General features: G+C 65.3%; 10 protein-coding genes. All 10 read left to right on the top strand.

Annotated features, from left to right (window positions below):
• Nucleotides 1-41 precede the first annotated feature (41 nt).
• A complete protein-coding gene (locus L1081_RS28920) occupies nt 42-1,130 on the top strand; it encodes a porin (protein WP_489416930.1) in 1,089 nt (362 codons plus the stop codon).
• A 77-nt stretch (nt 1,131-1,207) separates the two neighbouring features.
• Nucleotides 1,208-2,623, top strand: a complete 1,416-nt coding sequence (locus L1081_RS28915) for an acyclic terpene utilization AtuA family protein (protein WP_489416929.1) — start codon at nt 1,208-1,210, stop codon at nt 2,621-2,623.
• Between the two features lie 3 nt (nt 2,624-2,626).
• Entirely contained in the window at nt 2,627-2,935 is a 309-nt protein-coding gene (locus tag L1081_RS28910; protein WP_489416928.1) for a DUF4387 family protein, read from the top strand.
• Between the two features lie 68 nt (nt 2,936-3,003).
• Nucleotides 3,004-3,987, top strand: coding sequence for a tripartite tricarboxylate transporter substrate-binding protein (locus L1081_RS28905; protein ID WP_489416927.1), 984 nt, complete (start codon nt 3,004-3,006; stop codon nt 3,985-3,987).
• A 48-nt stretch (nt 3,988-4,035) separates the two neighbouring features.
• Complete coding sequence (locus L1081_RS28900; RefSeq protein ID WP_489416926.1) at nt 4,036-5,097, top strand: AbrB family transcriptional regulator; 1,062 nt, start codon at nt 4,036-4,038, stop codon at nt 5,095-5,097.
• Between the two features lie 5 nt (nt 5,098-5,102).
• Complete coding sequence (locus L1081_RS28895) at nt 5,103-6,776, top strand: AMP-binding protein (protein WP_489416925.1); 1,674 nt, start codon at nt 5,103-5,105, stop codon at nt 6,774-6,776.
• Nucleotides 6,777-6,894: 118 nt separating this feature from the next.
• Nucleotides 6,895-8,148 carry an MFS transporter gene (locus tag L1081_RS28890; protein WP_489416924.1) on the top strand — a complete coding sequence of 418 codons (1,254 nt, stop codon included), beginning with the start codon at nt 6,895-6,897 and terminating at the stop codon, nt 8,146-8,148.
• A gap of 8 nt (nt 8,149-8,156) precedes the next feature.
• A complete protein-coding gene (locus L1081_RS28885) occupies nt 8,157-9,200 on the top strand; it encodes a LysR substrate-binding domain-containing protein (protein WP_489416923.1) in 1,044 nt (347 codons plus the stop codon).
• A complete protein-coding gene (locus tag L1081_RS28880) occupies nt 9,193-10,869 on the top strand; it encodes a hydantoinase B/oxoprolinase family protein (protein ID WP_489416922.1) in 1,677 nt (558 codons plus the stop codon). The genes L1081_RS28885 and L1081_RS28880 overlap by 8 nt, the downstream gene beginning before the upstream one ends.
• Nucleotides 10,866-12,998 (top strand): hydantoinase/oxoprolinase family protein, encoded by a 2,133-nt coding sequence (locus tag L1081_RS28875; protein ID WP_489416921.1) that lies wholly within the window; start codon nt 10,866-10,868, stop codon nt 12,996-12,998. Before L1081_RS28880 ends, L1081_RS28875 begins: the two co-directional genes overlap by 4 nt.
• Nucleotides 12,999-13,002 lie beyond the last annotated feature (4 nt).

The raw sequence follows: 13,002 nt of genomic DNA, 5'->3' as shown, positions 1-13,002 counted from the left end.
ATTCGGCCAACAAATCCAATTCATCCGCCAGAGGAGACACTGTGAAGAACGGAACGATGAGGCGCCGCATTGCGGTCGCGGGGGGCGCTACGCTTGCCGTGAGTGGCATTGCTTTTGCGCAGACGGGCAGCGTGCAGATCTATGGCCGGATCTCTGCTGGCATCTCGCACAAGTCAGATCAAACCGGTGCCACGACCGAGGTCAGCAACTACGTGCTGAACGGGTCCTACCTGGGATTTCGCGGCAGCGAGGACCTCGGCGGTGGCCTGAGAGCGATCTTCCGTCTCGAAACCAACATCGACACGGACACCGGTGAGCTCGGTTCCCGAGGGAAGTTCTGGCATCGCGAATCGACAGTCGGCCTTGCCGACGAGGCGTTCACGCTGACGCTCGGTCGCCAGTTCCATGCCTCCACGGACCGTGTCACCCGAAGCCTGGATGTCTTCAGTGTCAGCGGTACGAGCCTGCACGTCACGCCGCTGGCGCTTTTCGGTGTCAATAAGTTCGCAGGCAACGACTCGCGCAGCGACGACGTCATCAAGGTTCGTTGGGCCGGTCCGGCGGGAATTACCGCAGCCTTGAGCGCCGCGCCGAATGAAGGCTCCGGCCGAAGCATGGCTTTCGACCTGGCCCAGATCACCAATGCCTACACCATTGCCCTCTACGGCGTGACCTTCAAGTCACCGACGCTTGCGGCAACGGGTCAACATCCCGACCACACCGTACTCGGTGCGGGCGGCCAGCTTCGCCTGGGCAGCAGTGCGCGCCTCTACCTGAATGTGGCGAGGGCCACGCTCGACGGTTCTGCGAGGGGTCGGCCGGAACAGGCCAACACGTTGATCACACCGGGCTTCCGGTATGACATGGCTCCGTTCATCTTCAAGTTCTCGTACACGCTGGACCGCGGCAAGAACATCAACAACGTGGCGGGCCGCGACGGCAAGAAGAAGACCGCGATTGCCGCCGTCGACTATCAACTCTCCCGGCGCACGGCACTGAGCTTTTCGGTCTTCAGCAACTCCTTCTCGGATGGCTACAGGCTCGACCCCGTCAATATCGCCGGACTTGGCCGAGATCCGTCGCGTTCTTCCACTTCCGGCTATGCCGTCGGGGTCCGGCACGACTTCTGAGTTCCTTCGTTCAACCTGAGCGGGCAGAGCCGCCCAGGTCGACACGACCTTCCAATCGTTTGAAAAGAAAGACAGTCATGGCCCTGCAAGGCAGTGTGAAAGTAATGGTTCCCTGCGGCTCCCTGGGGTCCGGGGTCCGCGAGAGCGAAATCGAGTATGGGCTGGCCAAAGGCGCCAACGTCATTGCAACGGATGCCGGCTCCACCGACAGTGGTGCGGCCTATCTTGCGCTGGGCAAATCCAAGAACAACCGCGGAGCGGTCAAGCGAGACCTGGGCATCCTGCTGCGCGCTCATGCCAAGACGGGGATTCCGATCATCGTCGGCACCGCGGGCCAGGCGGGCGGAGACCTCAACGTCGACTGGACCCGCGACATTCTCCTGGAGCTCGCGCGGGAGCTCGGCATCGCGCCGAAGATCGCGCTGCTGTACTCCGAACAGGAGAAGGCGAGCGTCAAGGCGTTCAACCGGCAAGGCAAGGTGCGGCCATTGCCGCCGCTGGGCCTGCTGGAAGACTCGGCCATCGACGCCTGCGAGCACATCGTCGGCCTGATGGGTGTGGAGCCCTTCATTGCCGCGCTCGAGGCGGGCGCAGACATCGTCATCGGCGGCAGGTCCACCGACACGGCCGTCCTGGCCAGCTATCCGATCTGGAAGGGCGCGCCATGGGGAGCTTCGTGGCACGCCGGCAAGATTGCCGAATGCGGCGCCCAGTGCTGTCTCAACCCAGCTGACGGCGCAGGGGTTCTGCTGACAATTGATGAGAGCGGCTTCGAGGTGGAGCCCTTGTCCACAACCAACCGCTGTACGCCGCACAGCGTGTCCAAGCACATGCTGTATGAAAACAGCGATCCTCACTTTCTCCACGAACCGGGTGGGCTTCTTGACGTCACCGGCGCAGTGTACGCAGAGCACGGCGAGCGTGCCGTCCGAGTGGAAGGTGCCAAGTGGGTGACGCAGCCCTACACGATGAAGCTCGAAGGCGCGGCCGCTGGAAACTACCAGACGCTGATGCTCATCGGTATCCAGGATCCCGACGTTCTCAACAATGTCAACGCGTTCCACGACCGCCTGCTGGAGGCACTCTACGAACGCACCCGCAAGTCGATTCCGGCGGACGAGCTCGGTGAATTTCACATCTCGCTTCGCATGTATGGCTGGAACGCCGTGACCGGCGACGTGCCGGTGAACGTTCCGCCGCCACGGGAAATCGGCGTGCTGCTGGTTGCCACGGCCGGCACCCAGGAACTGGCCAACGCGATCGCTCATGCATGCAACCCCTACTTCTTCCACTACCCGATGGTGATGAACAAGGAGCTGCCGAGCTACGGCTTCGCCTTCAGCCCGGCAGACGTTCCGCGCGGCCAGGTCTTCGAATTCAAGCTCAACCATGTTGTTGCCATCGACGACCCGCTGTCGCTGGTTCGCATGGTCTGGCCGGACTGCCCGGATCGAAAAACCATCGCGGCCGCAACGGAACCTGGAAGGAACTGAGTCATGCCCAAGCTTCGTGAAGTCTGTCACCACATCCGCTCCAAGGTCGCCGGCCCGTTCTGGGTCACGGTGGATCTCTTCTTCGATGGGGAGGAAAAGTACCGGAAGTACCGCGACTGCGAAGAGCTGTCCGCGGACCTCTTCCATCGGCTGTATGGCGTGGACCCGAACCTGGTCAAGCGCATTCCGGTCGACTCGCTGCATGTCCTGAAGATCTCTTTTCCGCGAGCCAGCCCTCAAGGTGGAATGGTCGAGCGCGACATGCATTCCGGCCAGCAATACGTGCGACTGCTCGATATCGAGCTCAAGTAGGCGGCCGGCCTGGAGGCCTGCCGCTCGAAGAGGTGATCCGCGTTGAACAAGAAAGCAGGAGACAGAAGATGACCCCACACCACGTGCTGCAAAGGCGGACATTCGTTGCGGCTGCGCTCGGCAGCGCCATGCTGGGCCCGGCCTGGGGTTCAAGCTATCCCGACAAGCCCATCAAGCTGGTCCTGCCGGTCTCGCCGGGCTCCGCCATCGACGCGACCGCGCGGCGCCTCGGCCCCGTGCTCGAAGGACCGCTGGGCCAGCCGCTGGTCGTCGAGAACAAGCCGGGTTCCGCGGGCTTGATCGCGACCGCGCAACTGGTCCGCAGTGCCGCCGACGGCTACATGCTGGCCATCGTGGCCTCGACCCATTGCATCACGCCGCATCTCTACAAGGCCAGCTTCCATCCTGTTCAGGACGTGCAGCCCGTCGTCGCACTCACCTCGGGGCCGCTGATCTTCGTCGTGCATGCGAGCCTGCCCGCCAAGGACGTCCAGCAGTTCGTCTCGTACTCCCGGTCGCTTCCGGAGAAGCAGTCGGTCGCGATGGGCAATCCCGGCAACGGTACGCCGCTGCACATCGCGAGCGCGCTGATGTCGCTGAAGGGCGGGTTCAAGGCGCTCCATGTCGCCTACAAAGGCATCGGCGCGTACTCGACGGACCTGGCCGGAGGCCAGGTCATGGCCGGGTTCCTTCCGTTGGTGGCAGCGGCTCCGCTGATCAAGGCCGGGCAGGTCCGGGCGCTGGGCGTCAGCACGCTCAAGCGGCTGTCGGCATTGCCCGAGGTGCCTACGCTGGCGGAGTCCGGCCTTCCAGGCTTCGAGGTCGATGGCTGGTTGGCACTGATCGCGCCGAAGAGAACGCCTTCGGCCATCGTCCAGCGCCTCAATGCCGAATTCAACAACGCGCTTCGCGCGCCGGAGTTCGAGCGGTTTGTCGCCGACAGCGGCGGTGCCGTCATCGGAGGCACGGTCACGGACTGCGAGAGCCTGTTCCAGCGCGACTTCACCGAGTACGGCCGGCTGATCGCCCAAGCCGGCATCAAGGCCGATTGAGCGCTGCGACATCCGCACCGGCTGCTGCAAACCCGTTCGCGACGATCCATGCCATCCAAGACAATCCTCCAATGGGCGCTTCTGATGGCGGGAGCCGGCGCGTCCGTGGTGCTGTTGCGCGCACTGCATGTTCCCGGTGCGGTGCTGTTGGGGCCGATGCTCGTGGCCATCGGTTTCGCGTTGAGCGGCGCGGGCCTGCAACTGAAGCCCGGCATCTTCCTGCCCGTTCAAGCGGTGCTCGGCTGCATGGTCGCCTCTGTCGTCAGCCGGGACCTGCTGCAGCTGATTGCGGACCACTGGGTGGTGGTACTGGCAGTGAACGTCCTGAGCGTTGTTGCTGCCGGTATCGTCGCCGTGGTGTTCACGCGCCGTGGCTGGCTCCCGGGACAGTCCGCGATATGGGGGCTGTCCCCGGGTGCGGCCTCGACCATGATGATGTTGGGAGAACAGCAAGGGGCAGACCCGCGCGTGATCGCCCTGATGCAGCACCTTCGCATTGTCTTCGTGACGCTGACGGCCGTCGCGGTGGCGGGGCTTGTCGGGACGAGTGGCAAGCCCGCCGCTTCGCCGCCGGCGACCGTGTTCCTCTCCGGTGCGGTGTCTGCCGATGTGATCGCGGTGCTGGCCGTGCTGATCGCCGCAGGTGTTGCGGTCGCCATCGCAACCAGGTGGCGGCAGGCGGCGTTCTGGTTGCCCCTCGTCGTGGGCAGCGGATTGCAGCTGGCACAGCTGAGCACCGTGCAGATTCCCGTGGCAGTCGCGACGGTCGCGTTCGCCTTCGGCGGCTGCTATGCGGGACTGCGCTTCAACAAGAAGGTGCTGCTCGACAGCCTCCACCTGATGCCGGCGATGCTGCTCGGAATCCTTCTGATGACGGGCTCGTGCATCGCGCTGATGTGGCCGATCCTTCGCTCGTTCGAAGGCGTCGATGCGCTCACGGCGTTCCTCGCCATCATGCCCGGCGGCATCGATGCCGCCGTGGCGGTGGCTCACGGCATGCATGCCTCCGTGCCGGTGATCCTTGCCGTGCAGGTGATGCGGCTCATCGTCGTCACGATCCTCGCGCCGCAGATGGCGCGGCTCGTGGCCAGATATTGCGAACCCAGGTAAACCAGATGAAGAACGAGCAACAGCACCTCTACCCCAGCGGCGTCCGCAGCGACATCGACGTCGCGCAATACAGCTCCCTCGTGGAGCTCATGGATGTCGCGTTCGCGAGGCACGCCCATTCGGAGGCATACATCTTCATGGGGCGGTCCTTCACCTTCGGGCAGGTGGATGCATGGTCCAGGGCGTTCGGCGCCTATCTGCAGTCCATCGGCCTGGCGCGAGGCGACCGCGTGGCCCTGATGATGCCCAACGTTCCGCAGTACCCGATTGCCGTCGCGGCGGTCCTGCGCGCGGGGCTGGTGGTGGTGAATGTCAATCCGCTGTACACGCCGCGCGAGCTCGAGCATCAACTGGTCGACTCGGGCGCGAAGGCCATCGTCATCCTCGAGAACTTCGCGGCCACCCTCCAGGCGGTCATTGCGCGCACGGAGGTCAGGCACACGGTCGTCGCGACCCTGGGCGACCTGCTCGGCCTCAAGGGCCTGCTGGTCAATCAGGTGGTGCGCAAGGTGAAGAAGCTGGTGCCACGGTTCACCTTGCCGAACCCGGTCGGTTTCCGCGCGGCGCTCGCCGCAGGGCGAAAACGTCAACTGCAGCGCGTCACGCCGTTGCCCGATGAACTGGCCGTTCTGCAATACACGGGCGGTACCACCGGCGTCAGCAAGGGCGCCATGCTTCTGCAGCGCAACCTCGTCGCCAACATCCTGCAGTCGGCCGAATGGTACGTGCCGGCCCTCGAGAAGGTTCCGCCGCGGCAGCAGCTGACCTTTGTCTGCGCGCTGCCCATCTATCACGTGTTCGGCTTCACCGCCTGCGTGATGCTCGGGCTGCACATGGGTGCCAGGAACATCCTGATTCCCAATCCGCGCGACCTGAAGGCCGTGTTCAAGGAGTTGCAGGCCATCACGTTCCACAGCTTCCCGGCAGTCAACACGCTGTTCGCCGCGATGGCGAACCATCCCGGCTTCGACACGGTGAACTGGCGCAATCTGGTCCTTTCTGTCGGTGGGGGCGCTGCCGTTCAAAGTGGAGTCGCAGCGTTGTGGCTGGAGAAGACGGGCTGCCCGATCTGCGAAGGCTATGGCCTGTCCGAGACCAGTCCGTCGGTCACCTGCAATCCGGTCGACAGCGCCTCCTACACGGGAAGCATCGGTTTGCCGCTGCCCAACACGCAGATCGCACTGATCGACGACGACGGCGCACCGGTCGCCCCGGGGCAGCCTGGCGAGATCGCGGTGCGTGGACCGCAGGTCATGGCCGGCTACTGGCGGCGTGCCGATGAAACCGAAAAGTGCATGACCCCTGACGGCTTCTTTCGCACCGGCGACATCGGCATCCGGACGGACAGGGGTCACTACAAGATCGTCGATCGCAAGAAGGACATGATTCTCGTCAGTGGCTTCAACGTCTATCCCAACGAGATCGAAGACGTCGTTTCCAGGATCCCGGGCGTCCTGGAATGCGCCGTGGTGGGAGTGCCGGATCCAGGCACTGCGGAGGCCGTGAAACTCGTGGTCGTGAAGAAGGCGGATGGACCGAGCGAGGAAGCCATTCGACGCCACTGCCAGGAAAACCTGACGGCCTACAAGCGACCCAAGCTCGTGGAGTTCCGCACCGAGCTTCCCAAGTCCTCGGTCGGGAAAATCCTTCGCCGTGAGTTGCGAGCCGCGCCCACCTAGTCCCAAAAACCACTCGGAACCCTCGCTGGACTTGGTCCCGGGGGAGGAGACGACCGTGTCTGGAATCCCGTCTTTGCCACAAGGTGGCCGCGACCGTGAAGCGAAAAGGTATCAAGCAATGGCCACCCGGAATCCTGAAATCAACCGCTTCAACAAGAAGGCTGCATTCTTTGTGGCGCTGGCGATGTTCGCCCAAGAGTCGGTCTGGAACTTCTACGACGCGCAGGTTCCCGCCTCGCTCAGGCAGTACATCAGCAGCGCGGCTGTCATCGGCCTGCTGATGGGCGTGGACAACCTGCTGGGAATCTTCGTTCAGCCCTGGATGGCGCACATGTCCGACCAGCACAAGGCCAAGGGCGGCAGCCGGTTCCGCTTCCTGCTCATCGGTGCGCCCGTGGCCGCGATGCTCTTTGCGCTCATTCCGTGGGCGATCTCGTTCGAAATGCTGCTGGTCGCGATGATCGGCTTCGCGTTCGTGGCGAACGGGTTCAAGTCCATCGCGGAGTCGCTGACGGCCGACTACCAGGCGCCGAACCATCGGAGCAAGGGCAATGCGGTGGCCCGCATCGGCGTGGCGCTGACCATCCTTGCGTCCGCCGCCATCAGCTTCATCGTGGTGGACAAGGACTTGCGGCTGGCATTCTTCATTCCAGCGGTGCTCCTGGTCATCGGCATGTACATCGCATGCAGGGGACTGTCGTCGCAAGAGGCGCATCGCCCGGTACAAAGCGTCGACGACCACGCGCAGCTCAACCTGAAAGAGCTGGTCCTGGATGTCTTCACTTCGCCCGACAAGCGCCGGCTGCTGCTCCTGCTGGCCGTGTTCGGCGCGAACGGCACCTGGACGGCGATCCGGTCCCAGCTGACCCCCTATGTGATGGAGGTGCTCGAATTGACGCGAGGCACCGCGGGCTCCATCGGCTTCCCGGCGGGGATCGCGTTCCTCGTGGCGGCCATACCGGTGGCCATCATTGCCGATCGGACGAACCGTGCCGTGGTCTGCATGCTCGGCATGATCATCGTCGCCCTTGGCTGCGTGGCCGTCTTTTTCGCGACGAGCACGGTCCAGGTCGCCGCGGCCATGGCACTGGTCGCCGTCGGGTGGGCCGCTTTCGCCATCAATGCGGTCGCGATCCTCTGGAGCATCGTGCCCAACCAGCGCTACCTGGGCACCTACACGGGCATGTACTGGACCGCCGCGGCCATCGGCCAGACGCTGATGCCGGCCTTCCTGGGCCTGCTGGTCGACCTGACGGCATGGCGCTACATGATGCTGCATGCCGCCGTGCTGTCCTGCCTGTCCGCGCTGCTGATGCTGAAGGTGGTGCGCGGCGCGGCGCCCCGGCCGCGCGAACAGCCGGAGGGCGTCTGAGCCTTGCCATGAAGCAGTTCGAGTTCACGACGCTGAAGCTCTTCCTGGCGGTCGCCGATGGCGGCAGCCTGACGACGGCTGCCGACAAGTGCAACATCGCCATCGCCGCGCTGAGCAAACGGATCTCCGACCTGGAGGCCTCGGCCGGCACGCGCTTCTTCGAACGGCAGGCCCGAGGCATGGCGCTCACGCCGGCCGGCCGGGCGCTGCTGCAGCACGCGCGGGAGATCATCTACGGCGTCGAGCGGATGCAAAGCGACTTGCTGCTTTATTCCCGCGGAATCCACGGACTGCTGCGAATCGCGGCCACCGCGTCCGCCGTTGCGGAGTTCCTGCCGCAGGAGCTGCGGTCGTTCTCGGACGTGCACCCCGGGGTGGCCATCGACCTCACGGAAGGCACGAGCCAGAAGGTGGTGGAGGCGGTCCTGGACGGGCGGGCCGACCTGGGAATCTTTCTCGAACCGGTCGCGGGCAACGGGCTGGTCACGTTTCCGTACCGCCGCGACGAGCTCTGCGTCGTCGTGCCGAGAGGACACCACCTCACGGCGCAGGCACGCGTGGGCTTTGCCGAAACGCTGGTCTACGGCCACATCGGCACCGAGACCCAGAGTTCGTTGAGCCAGAAGCTGATGGCCGAGGGCGGTGTCGACTACCGCGTGCGGATCCGCGTCGGCAGTGTCGATGCGGCCTGCAGGATGGTCCATGCGGGCCTGGGAATCTGCATAGCGCCCAGGCTGATCGTGGAGAACTACCGGGACTGCTTCTCGATCGCGCTGGTCGAGCTCGACGAGCCTTGGGCCGCGCGCCAGATGCTGGTGGGCGCACGCTCGAAGCAGGGGCTCAGCGGCGCGGCGCGGGCCTTCCTGCGCCGCTGCGTCGACGCTGGCGAGGCGCGGCCGCAACGGCACTTGCCGGGCCCGATCGGCAGCGCTGCGGCCGCAGAGGTTTCGTCTGCCGCGAAAGACCTGTCGCACGAAGCTAAACACGCGAGCTTGCCCCCTTCCTACGATCCAGTCTTTCCCAATGAAGACCCGGAGACAACGCATGAATGAGCAAGCAGACGGCATCGACCCCATTACGTTGGAGATATGGTGGAGCCGACTCGTCGCGATCGTCGACGAAGGCGCGACCGCGCTTCTTCGCACCGCCTTCTCCACGATCGTTCGGGAGTCCAACGACTTTGCCACCGTGCTGACGAACCTGCGCGGGGAGTCGATCGCGGAGTGCAGCGGCGGCATTCCCGCCTTCGCGGGAATCATCCCGCGAACGATCCGGGTCATGCTCGAGAAGTTTCCGCTCGCGACGTGGCGCGAAGGCGATTGCGTCCTCACCAACCATCCCTGGATCGCCACCGGACACCTGCCGGACATCACGGTGGTGAGCCCGGTGTTCCACCAGGGGCGAATCGTCGGCTTCGCCGGCTGCGCCGCGCACTCGCCCGACGTGGGTGGCAACCTGTCGGCCACCTGTCGAGATCTCTTCGAGGAAGGTGTGTGCATTCCGCCGATGCATCTGTATCGGGCCGGCGAACGCAACGAGCCGTTTGTGGAACTCTTCCTGAACAACGTTCGGCTGCCGGAGCAGGTGCTCGGCGATCTGGAGGCCCAGTGCACCGCGAACCAGGTCTGCTGCGAACGCGCGGCCGACTTCCTTCACGACAGCGGTGAGCCCGACTTCGAGCGCCTTTCGGTGGCCGTGCTGGAAAAGGCCGATTCGGCCATGCGCAAGGCCATCGCGGCGATTCCTGACGGCCACTATGTCTCGACCATCGAGGCCGACGGTTTCCCAGGCCATCCGACCCGCATCCGCTGCACGATCACCGTCGCGGGCGACAAGATGGTGGTGGACTACGACGGGACTTCCGCGCAGGTCGACAAGGGCACGAACTGCACGATCAACTACACGCGGGCCTACTCGGTCTACCCGATCAAGTGCGCGGTGGATCCGCTCACGCGCAGGAACGAGGGCTCGTACCGGGCCATCGAAGTGCGGGCTCCCGAGCGCACGATCGTGAACGCGCACTACCCGGCGGCAGTCGCCGCACGCCACCTGACCGGGCATCTGCTTTCATGCGCGATCTACCAGGCCCTGGGCAAGGTCATTCCGGAACAGGTCATCGCCGACAGCGGCGGCGCGCCAGCCTTCCGGCTGGGGTTCGCAGGCGTGAACGATGCGGGCGAGCGCTTCGGCCAGATCCTGTTCGCCAGCGGCGGCATGGGCGCGTCGGCCAGGCAGGATGGGTTGTCCACGACGGCCTTTCCGACCAACTCGGGTGCCGGAAGCATCGAGGCGCTCGAGGCGGTGGTGCCGCTGCTCCTGACCCGGAAGGAGTATCGGCAGGACTCCGGTGGCCCTGGCCGGTTCCGCGGAGGCCTGGGCCAGGAGTGCATCGTCCAGAGCCTTGCCGGGCGGCCCGTGATGATGGGGATGCTCGGAGACCGCGAGTCTCATCCGGCGCTGGGCCTGCACGGTGGCATGCCGGGTGCGGTGGCGCAGGTCATCCTGCCCGACGGCTCCTCTGCAAGCCTGAAGTCCCAATCCACGCTGATGCCCGGGGGCCGCGTGGTGATCCGGTTTGCCGGCGGGGGAGGGTTCGGAGATCCGGCGCAGCGGGACATCGCCGCGGTGGCGGCAGACGTGGCGGATGGCTTCGTCTCTCTGGAGCAGGTCCGCAAGGTCTATCCCCAGGGCTCCGTGCAGGTGCATGGAGGTGCCCGATGAAGCGCAGCACCCGCATCGGCGTCGACATCGGCGGCACCTTCACCGACTTCGTGCTGCACGACGACTCGCGTGGCGTCACGCGAATCGGCAAGCGTCTGACCACGCCCGATGCACCGAGCAGGGCCATCGTGGAGGGCATCGAGCGGCTGCTGGCCGAGACGAATACCGATGCGGCCCAGATCGGCAGCATCGTTCACGGGACCACGCTCATCACCAATACCGTGCTGGAGCGCACGGGCGCCAAGATCGGGCTGCTGTGTACCGAGGGCTTCCGCGACGTCTTGGAAATGGGACGCGAGAGCCGCTACGACGTCGATGACCTCTTCCTGCCTCCGGTGCCTGTCATCGTTGCACGACGGCTGCGCCGCCCCGTGCGGGGCCGGCTGCTGGCCAGCGGCGTCGAGCATGAGCCGCTGAACCTCGACGACGTGTTGCGCGAAGTGCGGTGGCTCGTGGAGACGGAGCGGATCGAAGCGCTGGCGATCGCGTTCATGCACGCGTATCGCAATCCGGACCACGAGCGGCGCGCGCTGGAGGCGGTCCGCGCGCTGTATCCGGACCTGCTGGTCACCCTGTCTTCAGAGGTCGCGCCGGAAATCCGCGAGTACGAGCGCACGAACACCGCCTGCGTCAACGCCTACGTCCAGCCTCGCGTCCATGCCTACCTGGGCCGGCTTGCGAGCGACCTGGCGGGCATCGGCTTCGAAGGCGAGCTCTACGTCATGCTGTCTGGTGGGGGCATCACGACCATCGAGGACGCCTGCCGCTTCCCGGTGCGCCTCATCGAGTCCGGCCCCGCAGCGGGTGCCATGGCCGCCGCGTTCGTGGCGCGCCAGATCGGTGAAGACCACATGATCTCCTTCGACATGGGGGGAACCACCGCGAAGATGTGCCTGATCGAGGGCGGCAAGCCCAACCTCAAACATGAGTTCGAAGCCGGTCGCATCCGCAAGTTCAAGCAGGGCTCGGGCTTGCCGTTGAAGCTCACGGTGGTCGATCTGATCGAGATCGGTACCGGTGGCGGGTCCATCGCCGCCGTCGATGCCAATGGGCTCATGAAGGTCGGACCGCGTAGCGCAGGCTCGGAGCCGGGTCCGGTCGCCTACGGGCGGGGCGGCACCGAACCAACGGTCACCGATGCCGATCTGGTGCTCGGCTATCTGAACCCGAAGTTCTTCCTGGGTGGCGAGATGGCGCTGTCGCTGGAAGCCGTCAGGAGGGCGATGCAAGAGCGTCTGGGCGACCGTCTCGGCATCGACGCGATGGATGCGGCCCGAGGCATCCAGGCCATCGCCAACGAGACCATGGCCGCGGCAACGCGGATGCACCTCGCCGAGAAGGGCAAGGATCCGCGGGCGCACTCGCTCATTGCGTTTGGCGGCGCAGGCGCCGTGCACGGCTATGCGCTTGCGCGCCTGCTCAAGGTTCCGCGCCTCATCGTGCCGATGGGCGCGGGCGTCATCTCCGCGCTGGGATTCCTTGTCGCAGCACCCGCTGTCGACGAGGTGCGCGGCTACCTGACGCGCCTGGATGGCGCCGACTGGCCGGTGGTGAACGCCTTGTTCGCGCGGATGGAAGCCGCGAGCCGGGATCTGCTGGCCGGCGCCGCGCTCGGCAATGGTGAGATCGCCATCCGATGGCAGGCCGACATGCGTTATGTCGGCCAAGGCTTCGATGTCACCGTGGACCTCCCCGGCGGGCCGCTCGATGCTTCGAAGGTCCCGGAGATCAAGGAGGCATTCAACGCCGCCTACCTGGCCCGCTTTGGCCGTGTGGTCAAGGGCGTGGCCATCGAGGCCGTCAACTGGCGGCTCAAGGCGTCCCTGCCGGCGCAGGACATCACCTTGGCCTATTCCTGCGTGCAAGGCGAGGCGCTGCGCGGCGAACGGAACGTGTACTTCGACGGCTACGGCTTCAGGAAGGCCAGGGTCTATGACCGCTATGCGCTCGCGCCAGGTGTGCGAATCGCCGGCCCCGCCGTGGTCGAGGAAAGGGAGTCGAGCTGCAGCTTCGGCCCCGACTGCAGCTTCACGGTCGACCGCTTCTTCAACCTGGTCGTCGACATCGACCACGGCGGACGCGCCGCCACGCAGGCAAAGGCCGAACTGAGCATGGAGGACGCCAGGTGAACGA

This window comes from Variovorax sp. MSC1_012 (assembly GCF_023667525.1).
GTDB classification, from domain to species: Bacteria; Pseudomonadota; Gammaproteobacteria; order Burkholderiales; family Burkholderiaceae_C; genus Variovorax; species Variovorax beijingensis_B.
Note: the sequence above shows the minus strand (reverse complement) of the source record. Positions and strands in the feature narration are given on the sequence as shown.